This is a genomic window from Actinoallomurus sp. CA-150999, from assembly GCF_050942425.1.
GTDB lineage: Bacteria > Actinomycetota > Actinomycetes > Streptosporangiales > Streptosporangiaceae > Actinoallomurus.
The window spans coordinates 11,498,005-11,519,626 of the sequence record NZ_CP192063.1; the positions used below are offsets into that span (position 1 = coordinate 11,498,005).

Below are 21,622 nucleotides of genomic sequence, written 5' to 3' on the forward strand. Positions count from 1 at the left end.
AGCAGAGCCACAGCGAACTTGTCACTACTTCTGTTTAGAGCTGAGCGTTCAATTGGGCGGCACGCTCACAAATCTAGCCCCGGCTGCTCACCGAAACCGCAGTACGGAAACGTCCTTGGGAGGCCGTCGCTCAACGAAGAAGGTCAGGGTCCGTTGCTCCCCCGTGCGAGACGTTCGCTGCCAGCCGTAATCCGCCTGACCGGTGAGATCGATACTCCGCATTGCCAACTCACCGCCCCGCATCGCCGCGCGGCGTGCCTGATCACCAGCCTCCGCACCAACACCACGTCAGCTCGTCAAAACACCCGGTCGGTCTCGGCGATCAGGACGCCGGCCCAAGTCGCGCCCCTACTGCGCCCGGCGCGGCTACCACGCGCTCAAGCGGTTGCCGGCCGCCGACGACGCACGGCGGTGACGATGTCGTCGATCGAGTGGTCAAGGGACAGATCGGACAGGACGATCGGGGTGCCGTACCGAGCCATGTTGCCGCGTGCCTCGCGGCGCAGCCACGGCCATGCGCGGCGGACGACGTCCTCCGGTTCGGCGGGAACGATCAGCAACACCGGGGTTGACGTCTTGCCGCGCAGCGCGACACTGCGCGTGACCGAGGCCACCTCGCCCCAGCTCAACCGCACGCCCATCAGCGGGAAGCGGATCCCGCTCTCGTCGACCGCCACCACCGGTACCCGACACACCGTGCTGACGATGATCGGACCACCGAACACCACCAGCAACACGGCGCCGCTGACGGCGATCAGCACTCCTAGCAGGTCGGGCCGGGTTACCCCGAACACCACCCCTGCGACGGCGGCCAGCGTGAACAGCATGTACGGCCCGTTGGGCCGCAGGCGCACGAGCAACGGCATCGGGCCTCCACTAGGTCTTTCAAATTTTGAACGTGTGCAGCCGGGCGGTGCAGAGGGTCTGCTCCGCGCCGAACTGCTCGAAGGCATCGACGGGCTGAAACCCAAGGCGGGCGGCGATCTTCAGGACCGTACCGACCGGGAAGACGTTGTACAGCCAGTCGTACGCGGCGGCGACCACCGGATCCCGCTCACCCCCGCCGACGCCGACGGCTTGGTCCCAGACGAACACCTCGCCCCACGCGGGATGGTTCACTCCGATCGGCACCCGCGTTGGCCTACAGATCCGGGGTCTCCACCGCGAACCGCAGGCCGGCGTCTGGGAGCTCGACGACGCCACCGTCGAGCCGGCAGGCCAGGCCGTGCCCCTCGCCCGACATCCGGGCCACCGGCTCCGCCACACGCGCCGCGTCCATCGTCCACCTTCCGTCGAGATCACGAACGTTGATCCGACGAGTGAGCCGCCTGCTCGGTTCACGCCGTTTGCCGCAACCCCGCGTGCGCCGGCCTATGGATCGATGAGCACGTCGGGCTTGGCCCTCGCCGCGGTCCGAGTGTGGATACGGGGGGCGGCTCAGCGCCGAGGGCGACCTTCGCGCAGCTCTTCGACCGCCTGAGCGACGCGACGTTCCCGCGTCTCGGCCTTCTTGGCCTGCTCGATCCAGGTCACGTACGCCTTCTTACGGGAGGGCGAGAGCCCGTCGAAGTACCGCTGCGCCTCCGCTTCGGCCTTCAGCGCATCCGCGAGATCGACCGGTACGGCGAGCTCCTGCGGAGAGTCGTCGAGCTCGACCTCGACGTCCACCTCGTCACGGGCTGCGACCCCAGCCGCCTTCCGATGCTCGGCACTGACCGGAATCTTCGTCACCCCGCGCATGCTCCCGAACGTCGTCGAGTACTCGTGGCCGTTGATCGTGACCTTCACCCGGGCCCGCTTACCACCCCCGAGCCCTTCCACGACCTCATCCGGAACGTTGATCCCCCTCGCCGTCTTACCGTCGAGTTGCACCGTCGCGTGGAATCTCATGGCCGCGATTATTCAGCGAAACCGCCCCGTTCACCGCGTAATCACGGCGATGGTGCATACGGTCGCGAATCGTACGGCGTGTGCGCACTCGACTCGCGGCTGCATCCCCGAGATCCGGCGAGTTCGTCGCCAACGCCCTCCGCCACACGGCATCCGCCCAGCCCGGCGGCCAGTTCCTCGTGGAGGTACGCCGCTGCTCGGACAGCGCGACCATCGCCTTAATGGATCAGGGCGGCCTGAAGGAACCGACGATCCCAGACCTCGACGACATGTCCGAATGCGGCCGCGGCCTCTACACGGTTCAGGTACTGGCGAACGAGCTGACCTGGTCCGGAAGTCACGCCAGCCGCACATTCACCGCCACCTTCAAAGATGGGTCACGGTGATCAGCCATGGACCGAGCATCCACACAGAACCGCCGAGCCCAACGAGTACTTCTCGCCGCTCGGCCGCGACGTCCACGACCTTCGTACTCGCTCCGTCCGACCCGGCTCGGTCGAGCTAGACGACTGTTGGCATTCTCTGGACCGGCAACGCTGGCGCTCAACGTCACCGAACCCATCGTTCAGGGCCGCGACGCCCGTGCCGCATTCGACGCCGTTCCGCCCCTGTTACTCCTCGGCCGGGCTGAAGCCGGACCTGCGTTGTTGCGGGACGTCCAAGCCCCGCGACGGACGTCCGACGACGGGCCCAGCGACTCAAAGGCTCACGCTCTTCGCCAGGCAGCACCAGCTCGGCCTTCTGCCGTCCCGTCCTCGCCATCCGGCCATCGTGCCGCACCCGACCAAATTATGTAGCGAATTCCCGACTCGGGACACTAGCTGCCCAACGCCGCGTCGAGCAGGCGAATACCAGTACTAGGCGTATCCGGCTTGTCAAAATTCGCATGGCCTGGGACCGTCGACTCAAATTCTTTTTTCAATCCCCACGTCTCCAGCCTCTGCAAAACATCCTCGGTTGGAGGCGCCCAACCGAGTGCAGCACAAATGACGTGCATGGCCAAACGTGGTGGAACGGCATTTCCGATCTGCTGGCCCACATCGCGACCGGACCACGGATAGTCGGCCGGAAAGGTTTGGAGACTACCCGCTTCCGAAAACGAGAAGCGCTTCCGCTCGAAGTCCTTACCAGATACGATGCGGTTACGAAAGATCTTTCCTGTGACCGTCGCCGACGGCTCCTTGGACGAGCGGCGGCCGCGAGCCTCGGGATCCCCACCAGTACCGTAATTCGAAATCACGGAAAATTCATACCGCCTGTCAAGCACATCTTCCATAGTACGCCATGGCTGAAGTCCTCTATCTCCGGCATGACGGGGGACGCCTTTTCGGTAGGCCCGATGCGTAGGCAGGGGAAGGGCAGCTTTCCCGTCGTTCAAACGGGCTATGAGCACGGCTCTTTTACGGGTCTGCGGAACACCATATTGCTCTGTGCGGAGAATACCGCAGTCCACCGAATAACCTTCGTTCTCCAGCTCTTCTGCATAGGCCTCCCACACTGGAAGCACTGCCGGCACCTGCTCAAGAATGATCGCTTGATAGGGATTGCGGCGATCATCGATTGCTTGAAGAGCCCAGCGGAGCGGCTCCAGCACCAATCCGGTCCGCTCGTCCTCCATCTTGGAGAGATCCCGCTCAATCTCTTTGCGATCTTCTCGGGCAACCATGCGTTTAACGAAGCTCAACACGTCATCAAGCGCCCTACGACCGGCCCCGGTTCCCGCGACCGTGAAGGTCTGACATGGCGGCCCTCCGGCCAGCACGTCCGCGTCAGAGAAGTCACGGTAGGACGGTCCATAGTCGCGGACGTTACCCTTCACGGTGGCCAGGCCAGCATCACGACGTGTTGCGCATGCCCCGTCGTCCCATTCCACACCCACCGTCTTGACACCCAGCTTCTCTGCTGCCACGTCAAGTCCGCCAGGACCGGCGAACAAGTCAACCATCAGGACCGGTTGCACTGGATCTCCAGGTGTGTCTGTCCGAGTTCATGCTGCCGCGAGCTTCTCGCACTCGGTATCCCATGGGTAACAAGCCGCTCGGTGGTCACACAGCGTACCGTGAGCCCGATCGCCTCGTTTCCGGCAGAGCATGATCCGTCCGAGAGGCGCGAGGAGATTCTCCGCAAGAAGCGGGTCACCTCGTCGCTGCGAGAGCCGTCAGGGATTCGGTTACGACGTCATGAAGTCGCATCCGTATCTGCGGTTCGTCGAGAGCGAGGAACGAAGTGAACGGGATGAGTCGGCTAACCCGCTTGGTGACATCACGGACGACAGCGCGCCGTGGCAGGCCCGATGCGGCGACGCGGGTGTCGGCGAGTTCAGAGACGAGGGCCTGGGCCAGCGGCGGGGTACCGCCGATGCTGCGACGCTCGAAGATCTGGTTAAGATCGGCCTCGGACAGCGAGTTCAGCAGCGCATAGTCGCGTCCGTCACCAGCCGGGACGCCGAGGGCGTAGGCCTGCCACCATAGTCGGCCGAAAGTATGACGGACGAGACCGCGACCGATCCAACGTTTATCGTTTTGCTTCGGCTGCCATCGCCACATGACGACGTCGGGCACCAACCGAGTCGCCATGTACGTCCACACCTCGGGTGCAGCCGCCTCGGCCGGAGCCATGTCAGTGTCCTCGAATACGACGGCGGCTAGAGCCCGGTCGAAGCCGCCAGTGGCGTCGTCGATGTAATGAGGGTAACCATAGGCTTTGGCGCACTGGCGGATCGCATCGGCGACAGCTTCTAGGCGCTCTCGACTAGCGGGAATGCCGCCGGTCGGCGCGTAGATCTTCGGGTGTTCAAGCCGCGCGTCCCGGGCGAGGGTGTCGACATCCTGGAGTCGGATCCGCTTGAGGAGTATCCGCCCCTCGGCGTCAGACAGCCGGGGATATAGCGTCGTCATCACGGTTTACTCGCATCCGTCTCAATGCGCCCTGCAGGCGGGAGTAGAATCGCCCTGGATCGCTGTCGCGCATAACGGCCAACGTCGCCAAGGATTCGTGCGGGAACATGGTTCTCAGCAATGCAGCAAGGCTCGCGGCAATGGTGTCGTTGTCGTCAGTGTAGTCGTACAGCGCCTCCCGCCATTCAGGTCGCAGAGCCGCCTCGACCAGCCGGCAGGTCAGGTCCGTCTCCATCCACTCAAGAATCCGCTTTTGTACGGGTGTCGGCGCAGCGGCCTTCTTCGCTGCGTTGACGACCTCCGCGTCGGCGCTGTTGAGGTAGAGCCGCACTGCAGCCAGCGCGGGTTCGGACAGACTGGTGGGCAGTTCGACGTGCCAACGTGCGTCGGGATCGAACCCGGCCTCGGCAAAGTCCACGACGTATGTGGGCAGTCGACCTGCGGTGCCCTGCAACTCGGTTCGGACGGTCTCCTCGTACAGGATGTCACCGGCTCGCTGCGCGAGGAACGGGTCCGCAGCCGGGGTGTCATCGCCAAGGACCAGGCGGGTGGCGAGAATCAGCGCACCACCGAGCAGTGCCCCGCGTATGTGCACGTCCACACGGAATTTCGCGCTGTCGGACACCGGGATACGGCGAGCGCGCCCGGAGATCTGCGCGGCAGCCGCGGTCCATTCCACGGCAAGCAGCAGCGGAGCATCCGCGGGCAACGCGGACTCCAGACGCGCGCGTGCCGCGTCGACCCGGATGTCGCGGGACAGATGCAGGTCGGTGTTGTAATCCCAGTCCGCCAGAAATGCTGGCAGCGCGATGTCGCCAGTGTCCTGGTGTAGCCGCCAAGGCTCGGCGGTTACGACGCTTGCGTCGGGCAGCAAGAATGGGGGGACGCTGCGGTTCACGCGTCACCCTGCCGGGCGACGAGTCTGACCTTGGCGGCGGCGCCGCTCGCCGGGCGAATGATCACGATCCAATCTCGCCGATCGGCTGGGCCCACGGTGACGGTGTCGCCAGGAACAGTTTGGCCGTCCTCGTCGCGCAACTCCAAGACGACAGGGACGTCCGCGCCGACCGGCGGTTCGTCCTCGCTGCCGACATCTAGGGCTACGGCTGCGACCACCTGCACCGTAACCGATTGCGATGTCGGAACTACCTTGAATCCGGCAACAATGCGCGAGACGCCATCCAGACGCACCATCCGGGGGGCGTTCGTCAGCCGCGCTACCGGAACTCCACCACCGTTAGAAGGGAACGAGCCTCCGCCTCCGTCAGCGCCCGGGCCGCTCGCGGCAGGTATCAGCGCAGCTAGGCGATTGGCTAGCGCGCCGAGCGGCGGCTGGACACTACCACCCAGTGACGTGCCAGTCTGTTGATCAGCATATGTCGCGAGCTCGGTACGCAACTCAGCCTCGGCCCGTCGGACGATGCTGGCGGCGTTGCCAGTCAATTTGTCAGGCACCCAAGCGTCGTGGGTCGGTGGTTCGGCGTCGGCAAAGACCTGGTTATGCTCCTGCTCAGCCCGGAACACCGCGCCGTATTGCAGTGCATCGTTTGCCAGCCGCGGACCCTCAAGGTAGTCGACGATCAAGCGCGGCGTCCGAATCCGGGCGCAGTGGTGGGCGGGACCCGTAAAGGGGGCGGCCAGCGAGGCGACGCTCGCATGGATCGGCGCGATGCCAGTGCGGACGGCAAAATGACCGAGCACCGTGGCGGGACGTTTACGACGGATGATTGTTGGAGAATCACCCAACGCGCGGTAGGCGTCGACGAACGGCTTGATACACGGCTCATCTTGTGGGCGAGGCACGGGGACGTCAACTCCGTCGGCAGTGACCCGACAGTGCAGCGCAGTCCCGGTGTCGGTGGGCAGCAGGAGCGGCCATAGATTCCACATCATCGCTGAGGCGAGGTGTTCGGCGGCCTGACGGACCGTGCGCGGACGTTCCTCGTCCTCTGCACCGTCCACGGCTACGGATCCGAGGGTCGCCCCGACGATCACGATGTCGGTGCCCAATTCATCCGGCTGCATTGGCGGCAGACCGAGGTAGCCGGCCAGTTCCTCGGCCTCGGCATCCAGCATCGGGTCCGGGATCCCTTCGACGATCTGTCCCCACCAATGCCTACCGGTGTAGATGCGACCGTCGCGTTGGAATCCCGTACCCAACGCCGCAGCGATCAGCCGGGCCTGCAGGCGGTCCTGCCAGCGGCAGCGGGTACGAACAAGGATTGTGCCAACGCCGCTGGTGGCGAAAAGGATGCCCTTGCCGAATCCGTAGGTACCTCCACCGGACTGCCGGTCGCGGGGCTCGCCGATGTTACGGAGAAGGCGGACGAAATCCGATTTAGGCGAAAGGGCCACGTCGGCGCGCAGCGGACCACCCAATCCTTGAGTACCGCGGTCGCTGATCACTGCCATCACCGGGTGACTCGTAGTGAAAAGTTCTTCGAGACCGAGGTCGGCGCCGTCCGGCCCGGGACACAATAGGGTGCGCCAGCGCAGCAACTGCTCCGGTGTCAGTCGGGCCAGGTCGATGGCATAACGGACGGTGCCGCTGTCGGTGTCGGCTGCGTCCCAACTGTTCTGCGCGCTCTCTCGGACCAGGACGGTCAGCGGATCCATCCGAGGAGTGCCGAGTTGCTTACGAATGCCCTCAGCCTTGGCCGAGCCGGTTGCGGCCACCGGCTCGGACCACCAGCGTCGTTCTGGCCTCAAGACAGTGTCCCCTTCGTGAAGAGTGGTGCGATGGCTGCGTCGGTCAGTGCCTTTGGCAGCAATAGCGACAGATCCAGGCTGTAAGACAGGGCGCTGACCTCGTCGGGGAGCGTGACGACCAGTGAAGATGGAGCGATCCGCGGAAAGTCGTCGCCGATGGGAAGCGCGGCGATCTGCGCAATCATGAACCGACGGTCACTGTAGTGCTCGGCGTCGGTTTCGCTATAGCCGGCCCGAGCGAGGGCGGCCGCGAACGCCCGACGGTCATTGGTTTTTGGGCGAATCCGTTCAACGAGGTCTGGCAGCGCGAGACCGTCGTGGTTGGCGACTAGTCGTACGACGATCAGATGCAGGTCGCCCTTGTCAGACGGCTCAAGCTGCTCGATGCCGTGTACGCGCACCATCGACCCGGTCGTGCCGAGGGTCTTGACCTCCAAGTCACCGTCCAGGAGGCGGAAGTCGTGCGGTTCACGGTCCGGTCCGCGCCAAACCGACAGGTCATAGGCGTCGCTTGCGGCCAGGATCCGTTCGAGGACGACGAGTTCTCCGAATAGGCCTCGCAGCGCGTCTTCGCCGAGCAGGCCGCCGCGGCGGCGCAGAAGTTCGCGCCACTCGTTCAGAATCCGCTTGCACACAACGGCAGGCTGCGATCTGGGGTCGGTGGCAAGCTCGGTGAGCATGGAGGAGATGACGTCGTCGAACAGCTCGGATAGGTCGGCGCGGTGGCAGACGACGTCGACGAAGGTTCGGCCACGTCCGCCGATGGCCAGCACGCATCGCTGGATCCTGATGTACGCGGCTTGCGAATCCTCGACAACGAGTGCGCCGTCACCAGCCGGGACCAGCAGGTGATGGTCACCGCGTGCGTCGACGCCAGCCAGGACCTCTGCACCTCCCACAAGGACGCCCAGGCCGCTAGTCGCCACGCCTGCGGAATCGCGGCGCGCGCTCAGCACAGCCCAGTGCGCTCGTAGTTGCGCTTGCCAGGCGCGGTCACTCGCGGTCATGCGCTCACCGAGTCCTGATCGTCTTCGAGAGCATCCGATATCTCGTCGTATTCAGACGTGTCAACACCGCTGGTATCAACCTGCACGTACTTGTTCATCACCTTGTCTTCAGCATTGCCGGGGAAGACAAGCGCCATGCCGATCACGTGGCCGGCCGCGTTGAACGACACACGCGAGTCGATGTTGGCTGGCTCCGGCTTCGAGTCGCGGGCGATGGGATAAAGCAGTAGCAACCCGGTCGTAGCGTGTTCGACGCCTGCGTTACGCAGGTCAACCAGCGCACCCTCGGATTTCCCGCGTGCCGCCGACGCGCTGATGTCCATGTCTACGACCCGGTGCTCCTTCGACATCAGCGTCTTGATGTCCGCCTTATCACCGCCGGTATCCTTCATCAGCGACCGCTCGATCGTGCCAAGCCGAATCCCACCGCCGAAATCGACGACGTGGTCCTGATCGCGGATGGGGGCGCCCATCAGCGCTACATTCCAGGACAGGAGCGAGGGATCGGCGCGTCGATTCTCCTTTTCGATGTACGCGGTCACTAGCCGCGGGTCCAAGTCCGGCGAGTCCTCGTGGACGCCATAGGCATTGAGGAAGGTGAGTACCTGCGTGGCGTCGACATCGCGCAGGATCACGGTGCCGTCCCCGTGATCGTCGACCTTGACACCGTCGGATACGGCAGCGGTGACCAGCGTGGTCGCTGCGACGCGGTTGGCGCGGAGCCAGTCGGCATCGTTCTCGCGGAAGTATCGAGTCTGCACCCGCCGGCCGCCGTAGGAAGCGTAGGCGATGCGCGCAGCCCCCATCTTCGCGGTCACGTTGAGGACCGGATGCGTCCTGATCCGCACACCGACCTCTCTCGGGGACATGTTCTGCTCCTCATAACGGGCAATGTCCAAGCGGATCTCGGCCTCGACAGTCGCCAGATGGCGAAAATCTGATTTCAAACCGCTGGTCATCCATATACGCGGCAGATCCTCATAGCCACTTCGAAAGCCGAACCATCGACCCATCTGCAGCAGTGTGTCGTACGTCTTGGCGGTGCGAACGAAGAAGCTGACCACCAGACCCTCCAGAGTCAGGCCACGCGACAGCGTGTTGCCGCCGACCGCCACGGCGACCACCGGGCGTGGACCGGAGTAGTCCAGCCGATCGCGGCTGCGGAAGTTGTCGACGACCACCGTCACGTCGCTGAGGACCTCGAGAAGAGGACCCGCCAGTTCGTCAAAGGACACCGTAGAGAGGCCGTCGAACAACGATGCCGGCACCCGCTCGGTCTCTTTCTCCCACTGCATCTTCAGCTCAGTGAGCGTGCTGGCATCCTGGCGTTCAACCGCAGCGGCAAGTTCGCTCAGAAAATGACGCATCGGTTCTCGATAGGAATCGTGGATGACGGTCTTCATACCGGTATGCACGAGCATCGTGGAGTGGCTTTTGTCGCCGCGATACCGTCGGGCAGCAGTGCCGAGGACGAAATAACGCAGCGCCTCTGCGAGTTCGTCGGTAATGGTCGGGACGAACCCATTCTCCGATCCGCGGCCCGTCGGCCGGATCAGCTCAAGGGTGTCGCTGGGCACAATGCGAACCATGTCGTAGCCATCAAGCTGGGGGCCAACGTACTCGCCCTCGACTGCATCCCGTCCGAAGATCTTCTCGGCGCCAAAGTAGCCGTCGGGTTCAGGAAGGTTGAGAATGAACGTCTCTGGATACAGCTCATCGGGGACCGACGGGTCGATGAGGACGTTGGCGAACGGAGTAGCGGTATAGCCAATGTAGGCGCGGCGCGAGAACAGCTTGAGCAGTGCCCGTATCTGAGGGTTAATCTTTGGAGTCTCGACGCTCGCCTGATCCGCCTCGTCGTCAATGATCAACGCCGGAACATTGGTCAACGAACCATTCTTCGCAGCGTTCGTCAGCCAGCTGAGGAGCCTAGCAAGGACGTCTTTCTGCTTCTTCGCTACGATCAAGATCGTGCGATCGCCCCCTTGATGGGCGGCGAACGTTGCCGGAGGCTTGTGGAAGTCCTTGGATACATCTGTCAACGGGAACCAGGCCCCGTCACCCGCGGTATCGACGAGCTCGGCCAGCAACCGTTCCTGGGTCTGCCGACGTAGACCGTTGTGAATGCCCGACAGCACGATCACTAGCTTGTAACCGATGTCGGCGGCCTTGGCCGCGACCCCGGTGAAACTGGTGGTCTTGCCGGACTGGACGTAACCGACGACGAGGCCCTTCGTCAGATACTCCGGGGTGTCAGGACTGTGGGTATAGGCGATGATCTTCGACGTCGACTGATCCAGTTTCTCAACCGCGTCCGCCGACAACCGCGTCAGCGAGTCGCGAAAGGCAGGCCAGCGCTTGTCATGTGGCAAGGGGCCGGGGTACCAGGGCTTGAGCCCGGGGGCCGAGAGCATCTTCGGCGGATAGCCGATCTTCACGCCCTCGACGAGGCGCTCGTATTCCTCAACCCACTCATCGATCTGCTCGTCCGTGCACACTCCCCGAAAACGCTTCAGTGCTTCAGAGAGCCCGAAACGCTCTACCCAATCGATGAAGACCGCAGCGAATTGGTCCATGACCGAACTTTAACGACACATACCGACAAGCGGACAGTGTCCGGCCGGATCCGGCGAGTTTCCATGCTCGCTGGTCTGGATGTCGCGGAGTCGACTGCTGGTGATCGGCAAGCGCCGTCCGACCCGGAAGGAGTCATGGATGCCCAGGCCAGAACGGTCCGGCGCGAACAGCCTTGACCAGAAGGCGCGACATCGGCGCGCACCGGCCTGATCAGGCATCCATGCTGTGTCGCGACCGAAATACTGGAAACGGGCGGTCGCTTGCCTCGCGGTTGTCATCGAACGAAAACCCCGGCACGACTGACCTCGGGGCTGTTCCTGCAGGTCATAGATGGTCAAGGGCGTGGTCGAACCGCTGGCCCTCCGCTTTTCAGGGATAGCAACCACCCCGCTCATGATGCCAAGATTGAGGTACATGCCGATATATCTGTACCGGTGGCTGTCCACGGCTGCTGTCGTTGCCATCAGTCGCACCCCCGTTGTCGAGAACAACGCGATCCCGGGCCTCAGGGCTGGCTGCAGCCCAGACAACCCGGAGGCGATGCGTCAGCCGGTCGGCCCACTCCTGGGGCATCTGCTCAGTGGCCGACCACCTCGGCAACCTTTGCCGGCAAGGTCTGGGCCATCTGTCAGTGACGCGCCAGCCTGCTTCGGGTGAATACCTGGTCGCTGCGAAAGCCCTAGAACAGGGCGACGTGGTCGACGGTCACCCTCGGGAGTCCGTCCCTATCCGTACCGCGCCTTGGGGCCTGCGTGCTGGAGGTTCGTCGGTCAGGGTGCCGACGCCGGTGATCCTGCCGATGGCGCCATGCGTACCTTCGACCGGCCGGGAGCCGTCTCGTCGACTGCGTCGATTCCCTACGGTTGGATGTGTGGGAGCCTCAAGACCGACCGAAGCGTCCAGCGCCGGCGTTCGCAAGAGCATGCAGTCAAACAAGGGGCGTGATACCAGACCAGAACTCGCCCTTAGGAGAGCCGCCCACGCGCTCGGTTTGCGGTACAGGGTGTCCGTCCGTCCGATTCCTTCGGTGCGTCGTACCGCCGACTTGGTGTTCACGAAGGCCAAGCTGGCTGTCTTCCTCGACGGCTGCTTCTGGCACGGATGCCCCGAACACCACACCGTGGCTAAGACCAACGCCGACTACTGGGCTGAGAAGGTCCTCCGTAATCGGGAACGTGATCGTGAGACCGATCGGCTATTCGCCGAGGCCGGTTGGCGTGTGTTTCGCGTGTGGGAGCACGAGGACCCGACGGTGGTGGCCCTTCGTATCGCGGAACTCGTCCGGGGCTCGAAGTAAGCAGTGCGGATCAAGGCAGCAGGTGAGGCCTGATCCGGAGCTGGGATCGGACGCCAGACATGCAGGCGTACTACGGCTTCACCGACATAGTCGACCGGATGGTCACCGCGCCCTGCCTCCACTCGGGGAACTACCGTCCGGTGCCCCCGTACATCGAGAAGCCGGACTTCTGGTCGCGCGCCAGCACAGCCGTCAGCGGAGGGTCGGCCGCTCCCTGCTCGGGCGAGCGGGGACCAACTCGTGGGGAAATGCGGCCAGCTCGTGATCGATGCGGGCTGAGGTCACCGACGCGATGTCGTCACGGAGCCGCCCCAGCGTCTGTGTGGCTGCGTCGCGGTCGCCTCGGCGGTACTGGACTCGGGCGAGTCGCGTGCCGATCAGTGCGCGGGTACGGCGCTCGATCGGCTGGCGTGTTGCCACCGATGCGGCCAGGTGTCCCTCAGCCTCGGCGAGGTCGCCAAGGCTGGCCAGGAGTGTGCCGGCCTGGTGCTGCCAGGATTCGCGTCGGTAGCTACCGGTCCACTGGTATTCCGGTGGCGAGTCGGCCGCCTCCAGGAGCCGTTCCGCGGACCGCATGACGGTTCGGGCCTCCGGACCGCGGTTGGCGGCGGCCAGGGCCTCGGCGCGCATGCCGAGGATCCATGCTTGTGTCCGGGCTGGACATCCGCGTCGTATCGCCGTCACGGCCGCGTCCGCGATATCGAGCGCCTCGGTCGTGTGGCCGAGTTCCAACGCTTGAAGGGCAAGCGACCGGAGTAGGCGCCCTCGAGCGATTGGATCACCGGCCTCGTCGGCCAATCGGACCGCTTGGACGTAGTACTGCTGGGCGAGGGCCGAGCGCATGTCGTCAGCAGCCATCCACGCGGCCAGGTACGCACAGTCGGCGGCGGCCGAGAACATTTCGGCGCGTGCCGGGCCTCTCGCCACACGCAGCATGGGGACGACGTCGTGAGTGAGGTAGGCGGCGACGGTCGAGCGAGCGGCTCCGCCGCCGTACAGGTCGTCGAGCTGGGCTAGGTGCCGGGTTGTCTCTCGGATCCGCTGGGCGGCTTCTGCCCCACTCGGTATTTGCCGAGGGCTGGGCGCTGCCGGCACGGCGAGCGCAGCGAGGGAGTAGACGCCGGTTGTCAGCACGGTGCGCCGGTCGAGCATGTCGTCCCGGCCGATCTGGGTCAGGCGCATCAGCACCTCACCGGCCCAGAGATCGGACAGCACGATCCCGGTATCGGGCCAGCCGAGTGACTGCGGGCTCATCGGACGGGCCAGTCGCCGCGCGAATGCCTCGACCGCGCAGGGCAACGCGTCCTTGCGCGGGACCGTGCCCGACAGCCAATGGGAGATCGAGGTGCGGTCGTAGTAGAGCCTCAACCCGTTCTCGGCCCCCACCGTGTTCACTGCGGAAGACGTCTGTGCGAGAGTCCATCCCGCCTCCTCGATCGCCGCCCGTAAGGCGCTGTTGATCGGCATGCCTCACCTCTTTGAGAGTGCCCCGCGTCCGCTTACCGATCCATCCCTCACTGTGCCGGACCTGGTCAGGCGCGCCTATGACTTTCAACACGCTTCAACGCGGCGGCGTCTTCTCGCCGGGCCCGGTCCCGGTCTTTGCTGAAGCCACACCATCCGCAATGACCGAGGAGGATCGCGATGGCCGAAGCCACGCCACCACGCGTCCTGTGGGAGCGGAACGGCCTGGTGCAGGTAAGAGGGTTCCTGCCCCCGGACCGGTTCGATGCGCTCGTTACCGAAGCACAGCAGCAGGCCGAGCAGTCGACGCCGTACGAACGGGTCGAGACCTCCGGCCACCGGGACGGCTCGTTCGCGTCCCCTGCGCACTGCGACATGGCCGCCGGCGGTCCCGCCCTGTATGGGCTTCTTTCCGACAAGGAGCTGCTGCTGGTGCTGCGCGAGATGACGGGGATGCGGAGGCTCACGCCGTTCGGATGCGTCTACGTCACCTACAACCACGGCGACTTCCAGGGTCTGCACACCGACGACGTCAAGTCCACGCTCACGATCGGGATCGCCCTCACCGACAACCTCGCCGCAATGGGTTGGGCTCCGGGCCTGCGCGCCGTGTACCCCGACGTCCTCGGCAAGGTCGTCGCCGAGCACGGCATGTTCCTCGAAGGCGACGGCTTCGAACACCTGGAACACCCGCATGGACCCGGCCTGCTGCAGGGCTGGGCCGGATACGACATTCCGCACTGGCGGTCCCCGCACACCGACAGCCGCCCCGCCGTACTGGCGACGCTGTCCTACCTGGACCTGTAGGGGCGACGATGCTACGCGCACAGTGGCTGGCCGACGGCCGCGTCCAGGTTCCCGCCGACGCGATCCCCGCCAGCCTGTGGGATGACCTAGCCGCCGAGGCTGAAAAGCTCGAATACGACGCGATCCCGCGCGAACGCACCGTGCCGGGCCTGAAGATGCTACGGGACGGGTCGATCACCTCGCCCCAGCGCTGCCACGTCCACCCGGGCGGCGAAGCCCTCAAGACCCTCGTTCGGCACCCGGCGCTGATGGAGGTGGCGTGCGAGGCCACCGGCAGCACGCGGATGGTCGCGATCCGCTGGGGCTACAAGTGGTACCGGCCCGGCGACCACATGCAGGTGCACCGCGATGAGGGCAAATGCACCATCACCTACTCGACCGGCCTGGTCGGTGACCTAGGCACGATGGGCTGGCTGCCGAACCTGCGGTGGCTGCCCAGCGCCGAGATCGCCGATCGGTTCTCCGGCGAGGCCTTCCCCCACGACGACGGCAGCTTCCCCGTCCTGCACCGGGTCATGACCGGGTTCGACGGGGTGCGCGTCCCGCACTGGCGGCCGCCGTACGAGCAGGACCTGGGCGTCATGGTCACCTGCTGCTACGCCTCGCGCGCGTAACCGTACGCGCGCGGTTCTCCCGATAAGGAGAGGAGCACCACATGTCCACGATTGCCACGCCGGCCGCAGCCGACCCCGCCCCCGCAGGGCGGGTCGACTTCGACCCGGCCGACTTCATCGCCGAACTCCGTGATGAGGGCCAGTTCCCCATCACCGCTGGCGGTGACCCTGCCGTGCCCGACAGCCTCGGCAGCGACCCGGCCCGCTGGGCGGCCGAGTACATGAGCCACGCCAAGCGCAAGCTCGGCCTGCCGGACTTCCCCACCGAGTAGCTCAGGCAACGCCCTCGCCGCATCATCTCGGGCCCTGAGATACGCACACGCAGGGCAGGCACGGCGGCGGGCCTGCCTTGCCCAGGATCGGACCACCCCGATGGACGGGACGAGGAGACGACGATGCAGAAGGTGTTCTTCGCCGGCACCCACCGAACCCGGCATCCTGCCGACACGCTCGCCGCGATCAGCCCGCTGCTCGCCTCGTACGGGATCACGCGCCTGGCCGACGTGACCGGCCTGGACGACATCGGCATCCCCGTGGTCATGGCGGTCCGGCCGCTTGCGGCCACGCTCGCAGTCGCCCAGGGGAAAGGCGCGACCTTGGATGCCGCCCGCGTCTCCGCGGCGATGGAGGCGATGGAGTTCTGGCATGCCGAACGCGCCGTGCCCGCGCCGACTGTGACCGAGACGGCGGCCTCCGACCTGCAACTGCCGTACCCGGTGACCGAGCTGGAACAGCATGCGGGAAGCCTGCTCACCGACCGCACCCGCATGGACTGGATTACCGCATCTTCGGCCGTGTCCGGGGCGCCGGTACTCCTGCCGCGCCCTCTCCTACGCATCGGCCGGCATGTCCGAACGGAGTGGCGGATCTACATGCTCACCGCCTCCACCAACGGCCTTGCCTCTGGCAACACCCGCGCCGAGGCGATCATCCACGGGCTCTGCGAGGTGATCGAACGTGACACCACCAGCCGCCTGACCGGTCAGGCCGCCGACGCCCAGGAGTACATCGACCCGACTACGGTCACCGACCCGTGCTGTGCCCGACATCTGGAGTTGCTCGACGCAGCCGGCGTCTGGATCGAACTCGTACACCTGCCCAACCGGTTCGACGTCCCGGTGATGGTGTGCCACCTGTGGCGCGAGGACGCCGGAAGCGCGGTCGTGTCCGGATCTGGCGCGCACTCCGACCCCGGCGTGGCGCTGTCCCGGGCCATCACCGAAGCCGTGCAGTCCCGCCTGACTCACATCTCCGGGGCCCGCGACGACATCACCTCCCTCGTCTACCGGCCCGGGCGGTACCGCCCGCCGGTCACCCCCAGCGCCGCGCGGCCGTGGCGGGACATCGCCGCCCGATACACGACCGCGCATGCGACCGACGACAGCGAAGCCGCGTGGCTGGCCGCGCGGATCACCCAGGTCACCGGCTGGGAACCTCTTGTCGTCGACCTGACCCACGGCCCGGACCCGTTCGCGGTGGTTCGGGTCGCGGCACCGGGCCTGATCTACTCCGCCCGTCACGTCATCCCCCGCCCGGAACGCGTCGGAGCAGCCCGATGACCACTTCATCCCCGGCACTACACGTCTTCATCGGCCCGACCCTGACGGCCGCCCGCGTCCGGTCACTCGGCCCCACCGCGATCGTCCACCCACCAGTCCAGCACGGTGACCTCCTCCGCCTCGCGACCTCGCCCGGCGACACCGTGGTGATCATCGACGGGTTGTGGCACCAGGTGCCGCCCGTCCGGCACAAGGAAATCCTCGAGCTCCTCGCCAGCGGCGTCACTGTGATCGGCGCGGCCAGTATGGGCGCCCTGCGCGCCGCCGAGCTCGCCCCATACGGCATGGTCGGCGTCGGCTGGGTCTACGAGCAGTACGCCAGTAGCGCGATCGATGCTGACGACGAGGTCGCCGTCGCCCACACACCCGAGGGCCGGCCCTTGTCGACCGCGCTGGTATGCATCCGCTACGCCCTGTCAGCGGCCGCCGATGTCGGCATCATCACCCGCTCGGACGTCGGCAGACTGCTCGACCGGGCACAGGCGCTGCCGTTCCAGCGGCGTACTTGGCGTGCCCTGAAGTACGTCACGACAGGCGACCTCGCCGAGGCGTACGAGCTGGCGAGGGCGTGGCTCGATGCGCAGGGACCGGCGGTCACCAACGTCAAGGCGCTCGACGCCGAACTCGCCATCGCTCAAGCCGTCGCCGGTCAGCTGCCGACGGCCGTTCCGCCTGGGTGGCAGGCCGAGCCGTGGCGAACCTCCCACCTGCGGCGCTGGATCGCCACTTACCGGCCCGCCGCCCACACCGCGCGGGCGAGTGTCCCCTTCTTGGCGGTCCTGAATCACGCCCAGCTCTACGACCCAGCGTTCCCCGCACGCTGGCGCCGCCACGTCCTGGCCTGGATCGCCGCCCAGTCTCCCGCCGCTAGGAACGTCGAGGACCAGGCGCTCGCTGCCGCGCACGCCCGGGGCCTGGATTCAAATGCGCTGACACCTGGGCAGATCGGATACTGGGCGACCCCTGGCGAAATCGTAAGCCTGTGCCAGCGGGAGCTGCTGCTGCGGATCCTCGTCCGATCGGCGCGGATGGACCCGACTGCAAGCGTCTGGCCGGAGACTCCTGCCGAAGCCGCCGGGCTCCTCGACGCCGACACCGCTGCCAGGGCGGCCGTGACCGCCTGGACCACCAACGAGCGGGTGGCCGCGACAGGACCCGGCCGTACCCTCGAACATCTCGACCCCAAGCGGATCCACGCGCACTTGGCAAGCCAGTGGGGCATCCACCCGTCCGACACCGCGGCGCTGACCGCAGCCGCCCGCGACCGCGGCATCCTGTCACTTCCGGACGCCGTCGAGGCGGCTCGGCCGTTCTACCTCGCCGCCCGCGCCACGTCGCTCACGGTCGGGACGACGCGCCAGCGGTGACCGGCACCGCCCCGGCAGTCGGAACCTCCTCACTCAGGCGGCCTGGCAGCCGCATCGCACGGACCTGACGGCTGCACAACGGTACGAACGCCACCGCCACGATCACGACGGCGCAGCTCACCAGCGCCGGGATAATGCCGACGGTCGCGGCGAGCGGGCCTGCCAGCATGTACCCGAACGGGATGGGCAACTGCTGGCCGAGCAGGCTGTAGGAGGACGTGCGGGCCTGCATATCCACAGGCACCTCACTCTGTTGGTAACTCGCGAACGTGTTGATCGACACGTCCAGGCCCACGCCGGTGACGAACGTAGCGGCGACTAGGAGCGGCAGCGGCGCATGCGCGGCCAAGGCCACCAGCGGCAGCCCCATTGACGCGGTCGCCGTGCAGGCCACCAGGCCGACCCGGCGCGGCCGTAGCAGCAGCACAACGACCGACCCGGTGATCAGTCCAGCCGCGAACCCGGCGACGATCACCCCCCACGCCGCCGACCCGCCGAGGTGGTCCCGCGCGTACAGCGGCCCGAGGACCTGATAGCCGATCAGCCAAGGCGTGATGCACACAGCGCCCTGAACCACCATGATCCAAAGCCACCGGCGGGACCAGAAATCCATCCACCCTTCGCGCAGCGCCTGCAGGAGCCGTGTGTTCTTGACCGGCGTCAGCGGCACCCGCAGACGTGACAGCATCCATGAAGCGGCGAAGAACGTCACCGCGTCATACGCGATCGCGGATTCCGCTCCAGCGCTCGCGATCACGACCCCCGCCGCAGCCGGGGCGGCGATCTTCACGATGTTCTGCCCAAGCCGCAGCAGCGCGTTCGCCTCGCGCAGCAACTCCCGGTCGACCAACTGCCGCACGATGCCTTGGGCAGCCGGGCCGAAGAACGCCCCTGCCACGCCGCTGATGACTCCCGCTGCCAGCAACTGCCACAGCAAGGCATGCCCCGTGAACACCAGGATCGCGACAACCGTCTGTGTGACTGCCGAGACCAAATGCGAGACGACCATGATTCGGCCACGCGGATGCCGGTCCGCGACCGCACCGCCGAGCAGCGTCAGGATCATCTGCGGGACCATGCTCACCGCGAGCACGCTCCCCAGAGCGCCAGCACCGCCTCCGACCTGCAGCACGGCGAACGCGAGCGCGATCGGCGCCATCGATGAGCCGGTCTGCGACACCAGCCGCGCAGCCAGGAAGCGGCGGTAAGCGGGGCTTGACCTCACTGGAAGGAGTGCCTCTTTGGCTCGTCTCGCCATTCCGTTGTTCTTAGCCCTCAGCTGCCCCTGCGGACTGTTGACTACCACCGGTACACCCTGCACCAGCGGTCACGCGAGACCAACCTGCATTACCCGATCCGGCATTGACCGCACCCGGTCATTGAACGAGCGGCTGTCTCTGGTCGGCGTGGCACCGACGGAGCGGACCCGCGTCTCGTCGGTGCCGCCCCGGTCGCCCGACGTCACCGTGGGAGTGTGCTACTCCTCATCGGCGGCGGCTTCGAGTTCGCCGGCGAGGGCGGCTCGGCGTTTGCGCATGGTGGCTACGCGTTCGTTGACGGACAGGGTCTTGTGGGGCGCGGCATCCACGACGGGGATGCCGTGCTCGGCGGCGGTGAGCGCGAGGGCTTCGCCTACCTGCGGCATGGAGCATAGGGCGAGGCTGGAGAACAGGCCGGCGGTGGTGGTCTTCTCCTTGCGGATCCGGCCTCGGTAGACGATCTCGCAGGCCACCCGGTCGGGTAGCTCGCCCTCCGGATCGTCCTCGATCCGGTCCTCCAGGTCCACGGACATGGCCATCACGATCTGCAGGACCTTGGTGACGGCCCACTTGCGGCCAGGGACCGGTGGGAGCCGGTTGCGCAGGTCGTCGATCGCGAAGTCCCAGATGGCGCCGCAGGCGAGTTCGGTCGCCGAGCGGGTGCGGACCTCCAGGACGCGCTCCCACTCGACCTCGTCGCCGTCGAAGCCGATCTCCTTCGGTCCCACCGCGATCGCGCCGAAGCTGTCCAGCGGGGACAGCAGCTTGCCGATCAGGGCGGGTGCCTTCGGGTGCCGGGTGATGAGCGCGCCGATCGATAGGCGCCACTCCTCTGTCAGGGGAAGGACCGGCGGCGGGACGGAGGCGAGCTGTTCCATCACCCAGTCGTTGCCGTCCCGGGCCGCCGCGGCGGCGGTGCCGCCGGCCTCGGCCGCGCCGCGTCCAGTGGCGCGGACCGCGTTCGTCCCGGTGTCGAGTGCCGCCGACGCCGTACGCCTGACGTCGCCTACGCGGTCCTTCAGACCCATCGAGATCCTCCTCATGCCCGTCAGCGCGGAGAGCTTACCGAGGCAGGTTGGGGATTCGGCGCGGCCGTGAGGCTCTTTCCGGAGTAGGACCTACAGGTCGCTCCGGAGGTCGGCTGCGGCGCGGAGGACGGTGGACCATTCGGTCGGGGTCGGGTCATCCGGGGTGTGAGCGGTGAACAGAGGGTTGAGCTCGACGTCGGGAACCTCGCCGGTGTCGGGGTCGGGGCGGTATGCCAGCGCGAGCATGTCGGGCACGGGGTCCTTGCCGAAGCGTTCGGCGATGGCCGCGAAGAGTTCGTCGAGGGCGACGGCGAGGTCGAGGGGCGGGAAGGTGATCGCGTCGCCGCAGCGGCGGGCCTGTTCCTCGTACCGGTCCTCCCAGAAGTCCATCTGCCAGCCGGGCCACAGATCCGTCAGCGCGGGCAGCAGGCCGGGGACGGGTTCGTTCGACCACGCGCCGACGGTGCGGGAGCGGACATCGACGTGCAGTCCGCCGTCCGGGATGACGGGCAGGTGCACCTGGGCGAGGCCACCTGCGGGGAGCCGGTCCAGCAGGCCGGGGCCCTGCCAGGCGCTGTGGTCGTCCGCCCAGTCGAACGGGTACACGAGGAGCCGGCCCGCCTCGTCCCGTACGGTCACCAGGTGCGGCGGCCAGTCCTTCGACGGGTTCGGTTGCAGGTCGCCCGGCATCTCCGGGTCACGGGCGGCGCGGACGATGGCGCGGTCGAGGCCGACGTGGGCGGCGAAGTCGCCCAGGCCGTCGTACGCCCAGCGGACGTCCCAGCCCGGCCAGGTGAGCGACAGCAGGCGCGTGAAGACGCGCTTGGCCGGCAGGTCCAGCATCAGTTGGTCGCCGTAGAAGATGAGCCGACGGGTGCGATGGTCGACCATGGCGCCGCCTTCGGCCCAGATGTCGTCGAGCCATTCGTCCTGCGCGCGCTGACGCTGGGCGATGATGAACCGGGTGGCCGCCTCGGGTCCGGCGACCAGGACGGAGCAGATCTGGTTGGCGGCCCAGTGGTCGTAGTACAGCCGCCAGCCGGTGTCGTCGACCAGGACGAAGTTCGCGCGTTGCCCCATGGCGTTTCATCCTGGCGCGTATCCAAGCCCCGACGCCACGGGATTACGTGGCCGCGGCCGTCTCGGG

Annotated in this window: 21 protein-coding genes; 7 read left to right on the plus strand and 14 right to left on the minus strand. The window is 66.4% G+C overall.

All coding sequences use genetic code 11. From position 1 onward, the window contains the following. Nucleotides 1-377: 377 nt before the first annotated feature. The 4 genes from ACQP2O_RS53265 to ACQP2O_RS53280 form a co-directional block, all read right to left on the minus strand. Nucleotides 378-827: a hypothetical protein gene (locus ACQP2O_RS53265; RefSeq protein WP_433178154.1), complete on the minus strand. Its 450-nt coding sequence runs from the start codon at nucleotides 825-827 to the stop codon at nucleotides 378-380. Nucleotides 828-885: 58 nt separating this feature from the next. Next, entirely contained in the window at nucleotides 886-1,131 is a 246-nt protein-coding gene (locus tag ACQP2O_RS53270; protein WP_433178156.1) for a hypothetical protein, read from the minus strand. 10 nt (nucleotides 1,132-1,141) lie between these two features. Then, the gene (locus ACQP2O_RS53275) at nucleotides 1,142-1,279 is read right to left on the minus strand and encodes a hypothetical protein (RefSeq protein ID WP_433178158.1); all 138 of its coding nucleotides are present in this window, start codon (nucleotides 1,277-1,279) and stop codon (nucleotides 1,142-1,144) included. A gap of 158 nt (nucleotides 1,280-1,437) precedes the next feature. After that, complete coding sequence (locus tag ACQP2O_RS53280; RefSeq protein WP_433178160.1) at nucleotides 1,438-1,890, minus strand: YdeI/OmpD-associated family protein; 453 nt, start codon at nucleotides 1,888-1,890, stop codon at nucleotides 1,438-1,440. Nucleotides 1,891-1,970: 80 nt separating this feature from the next. On the opposite strand from ACQP2O_RS53280, the gene ACQP2O_RS53285 reads away from it, so the two are divergent. Continuing rightward, entirely contained in the window at nucleotides 1,971-2,276 is a 306-nt protein-coding gene (locus ACQP2O_RS53285; protein WP_433178162.1) for an ATP-binding protein, read from the plus strand. Between the two features lie 431 nt (nucleotides 2,277-2,707). On the opposite strand, the gene ACQP2O_RS53290 is transcribed toward ACQP2O_RS53285, so the two are convergent. From ACQP2O_RS53290 to ACQP2O_RS53315, 6 genes are all read right to left on the minus strand, one after another. After that, entirely contained in the window at nucleotides 2,708-3,835 is a 1,128-nt protein-coding gene (locus ACQP2O_RS53290) for a DNA cytosine methyltransferase (RefSeq protein WP_433191506.1), read from the minus strand. Nucleotides 3,836-4,025: 190 nt separating this feature from the next. Continuing rightward, the gene (locus ACQP2O_RS53295) at nucleotides 4,026-4,787 is read right to left on the minus strand and encodes a DUF6339 family protein (RefSeq protein WP_433191508.1); all 762 of its coding nucleotides are present in this window, start codon (nucleotides 4,785-4,787) and stop codon (nucleotides 4,026-4,028) included. Then, nucleotides 4,759-5,685: a hypothetical protein gene (locus ACQP2O_RS53300; protein WP_433178164.1), complete on the minus strand. Its 927-nt coding sequence runs from the start codon at nucleotides 5,683-5,685 to the stop codon at nucleotides 4,759-4,761. Before ACQP2O_RS53300 ends, ACQP2O_RS53295 begins: the two co-directional genes overlap by 29 nt. Beyond that, complete coding sequence (locus tag ACQP2O_RS53305; protein WP_433178166.1) at nucleotides 5,682-7,403, minus strand: hypothetical protein; 1,722 nt, start codon at nucleotides 7,401-7,403, stop codon at nucleotides 5,682-5,684. The genes ACQP2O_RS53300 and ACQP2O_RS53305 overlap by 4 nt, the downstream gene beginning before the upstream one ends. Nucleotides 7,404-7,492: 89 nt before the next feature. Next, the gene (locus ACQP2O_RS53310; RefSeq protein WP_433178168.1) at nucleotides 7,493-8,503 is read right to left on the minus strand and encodes a PD-(D/E)XK motif protein; all 1,011 of its coding nucleotides are present in this window, start codon (nucleotides 8,501-8,503) and stop codon (nucleotides 7,493-7,495) included. After that, nucleotides 8,500-11,079, minus strand: coding sequence for a Z1 domain-containing protein (locus ACQP2O_RS53315; RefSeq protein WP_433178170.1), 2,580 nt, complete (start codon nucleotides 11,077-11,079; stop codon nucleotides 8,500-8,502). The genes ACQP2O_RS53310 and ACQP2O_RS53315 overlap by 4 nt, the downstream gene beginning before the upstream one ends. Before the next feature lie 800 nt (nucleotides 11,080-11,879). Between ACQP2O_RS53315 and ACQP2O_RS53320 the strand changes: the two genes are divergently transcribed. Further along, a complete protein-coding gene (locus ACQP2O_RS53320; RefSeq protein ID WP_433191511.1) occupies nucleotides 11,880-12,377 on the plus strand; it encodes a very short patch repair endonuclease in 498 nt (165 codons plus the stop codon). 192 nt (nucleotides 12,378-12,569) lie between these two features. On the opposite strand, the gene ACQP2O_RS53325 is transcribed toward ACQP2O_RS53320, so the two are convergent. Further along, a complete protein-coding gene (locus ACQP2O_RS53325) occupies nucleotides 12,570-13,844 on the minus strand; it encodes a hypothetical protein (protein WP_433178171.1) in 1,275 nt (424 codons plus the stop codon). Nucleotides 13,845-14,021: 177 nt separating this feature from the next. Between ACQP2O_RS53325 and ACQP2O_RS53330 the strand changes: the two genes are divergently transcribed. From ACQP2O_RS53330 to ACQP2O_RS53350, 5 genes are all read left to right on the plus strand, one after another. Continuing rightward, a complete protein-coding gene (locus ACQP2O_RS53330) occupies nucleotides 14,022-14,648 on the plus strand; it encodes a hypothetical protein (protein WP_433178173.1) in 627 nt (208 codons plus the stop codon). 8 nt (nucleotides 14,649-14,656) lie between these two features. Next, complete coding sequence (locus ACQP2O_RS53335) at nucleotides 14,657-15,262, plus strand: hypothetical protein (RefSeq protein ID WP_433178175.1); 606 nt, start codon at nucleotides 14,657-14,659, stop codon at nucleotides 15,260-15,262. A gap of 41 nt (nucleotides 15,263-15,303) precedes the next feature. Beyond that, nucleotides 15,304-15,534 (plus strand): hypothetical protein, encoded by a 231-nt coding sequence (locus ACQP2O_RS53340; RefSeq protein ID WP_433178176.1) that lies wholly within the window; start codon nucleotides 15,304-15,306, stop codon nucleotides 15,532-15,534. 123 nt (nucleotides 15,535-15,657) lie between these two features. Then, nucleotides 15,658-16,821, plus strand: coding sequence for a YcaO-like family protein (locus ACQP2O_RS53345; protein WP_433178178.1), 1,164 nt, complete (start codon nucleotides 15,658-15,660; stop codon nucleotides 16,819-16,821). Continuing rightward, nucleotides 16,818-18,188 carry a TfuA-like protein gene (locus ACQP2O_RS53350; protein WP_433178180.1) on the plus strand — a complete coding sequence of 457 codons (1,371 nt, stop codon included), beginning with the start codon at nucleotides 16,818-16,820 and terminating at the stop codon, nucleotides 18,186-18,188. The genes ACQP2O_RS53345 and ACQP2O_RS53350 overlap by 4 nt, the downstream gene beginning before the upstream one ends. Here the strand turns inward: ACQP2O_RS53350 and ACQP2O_RS53355 are convergent. From ACQP2O_RS53355 to ACQP2O_RS53365, 3 genes are all read right to left on the minus strand, one after another. Further along, complete coding sequence (locus ACQP2O_RS53355; protein WP_433178182.1) at nucleotides 18,160-19,446, minus strand: MFS transporter; 1,287 nt, start codon at nucleotides 19,444-19,446, stop codon at nucleotides 18,160-18,162. The genes ACQP2O_RS53350 and ACQP2O_RS53355 overlap by 29 nt on opposite strands. 219 nt (nucleotides 19,447-19,665) lie before the next feature. Continuing rightward, nucleotides 19,666-20,475 (minus strand): hypothetical protein, encoded by an 810-nt coding sequence (locus tag ACQP2O_RS53360; protein ID WP_433178183.1) that lies wholly within the window; start codon nucleotides 20,473-20,475, stop codon nucleotides 19,666-19,668. 90 nt (nucleotides 20,476-20,565) lie between these two features. Then, entirely contained in the window at nucleotides 20,566-21,555 is a 990-nt protein-coding gene (locus ACQP2O_RS53365; RefSeq protein WP_433178185.1) for a hypothetical protein, read from the minus strand. Between the last annotated feature and the right edge of the window lie 67 nt (nucleotides 21,556-21,622).

What these genes read in the sequence shown, in the direction of transcription:
- ACQP2O_RS53305 (WP_433178166.1), bottom strand. Translation starts at nt 7,403, where the DNA reads ATGGATCCGCTGACCGTCCTGGTCCGAGAGAGCGCGCAGAACAGTTGG.
- ACQP2O_RS53290 (WP_433191506.1), bottom strand. Translation starts at nt 3,835, where the DNA reads ATGGTTGACTTGTTCGCCGGTCCTGGCGGACTTGACGTGGCAGCAGAG.
- ACQP2O_RS53345 (WP_433178178.1), top strand. Translation starts at nt 15,658, where the DNA reads ATGCAGAAGGTGTTCTTCGCCGGCACCCACCGAACCCGGCATCCTGCC.
- ACQP2O_RS53340 (WP_433178176.1), top strand. Translation starts at nt 15,304, where the DNA reads ATGTCCACGATTGCCACGCCGGCCGCAGCCGACCCCGCCCCCGCAGGG.
- ACQP2O_RS53365 (WP_433178185.1), bottom strand. Translation starts at nt 21,555, where the DNA reads ATGGGGCAACGCGCGAACTTCGTCCTGGTCGACGACACCGGCTGGCGG.
- ACQP2O_RS53320 (WP_433191511.1), top strand. Translation starts at nt 11,880, where the DNA reads ATGGCGCCATGCGTACCTTCGACCGGCCGGGAGCCGTCTCGTCGACTG.
- ACQP2O_RS53315 (WP_433178170.1), bottom strand. Translation starts at nt 11,079, where the DNA reads ATGGACCAATTCGCTGCGGTCTTCATCGATTGGGTAGAGCGTTTCGGG.
- ACQP2O_RS53295 (WP_433191508.1), bottom strand. Translation starts at nt 4,787, where the DNA reads ATGACGACGCTATATCCCCGGCTGTCTGACGCCGAGGGGCGGATACTC.
- ACQP2O_RS53310 (WP_433178168.1), bottom strand. Translation starts at nt 8,503, where the DNA reads ATGACCGCGAGTGACCGCGCCTGGCAAGCGCAACTACGAGCGCACTGG.
- ACQP2O_RS53330 (WP_433178173.1), top strand. Translation starts at nt 14,022, where the DNA reads ATGGCCGAAGCCACGCCACCACGCGTCCTGTGGGAGCGGAACGGCCTG.
- ACQP2O_RS53350 (WP_433178180.1), top strand. Translation starts at nt 16,818, where the DNA reads ATGACCACTTCATCCCCGGCACTACACGTCTTCATCGGCCCGACCCTG.
- ACQP2O_RS53355 (WP_433178182.1), bottom strand. Translation starts at nt 19,446, where the DNA reads ATGGCGAGACGAGCCAAAGAGGCACTCCTTCCAGTGAGGTCAAGCCCC.
- ACQP2O_RS53325 (WP_433178171.1), bottom strand. Translation starts at nt 13,844, where the DNA reads ATGCCGATCAACAGCGCCTTACGGGCGGCGATCGAGGAGGCGGGATGG.
- ACQP2O_RS53275 (WP_433178158.1), bottom strand. Translation starts at nt 1,279, where the DNA reads ATGGACGCGGCGCGTGTGGCGGAGCCGGTGGCCCGGATGTCGGGCGAG.
- ACQP2O_RS53265 (WP_433178154.1), bottom strand. Translation starts at nt 827, where the DNA reads ATGCTGTTCACGCTGGCCGCCGTCGCAGGGGTGGTGTTCGGGGTAACC.
- ACQP2O_RS53335 (WP_433178175.1), top strand. Translation starts at nt 14,657, where the DNA reads ATGCTACGCGCACAGTGGCTGGCCGACGGCCGCGTCCAGGTTCCCGCC.
- ACQP2O_RS53280 (WP_433178160.1), bottom strand. Translation starts at nt 1,890, where the DNA reads ATGAGATTCCACGCGACGGTGCAACTCGACGGTAAGACGGCGAGGGGG.
- ACQP2O_RS53360 (WP_433178183.1), bottom strand. Translation starts at nt 20,475, where the DNA reads ATGGGTCTGAAGGACCGCGTAGGCGACGTCAGGCGTACGGCGTCGGCG.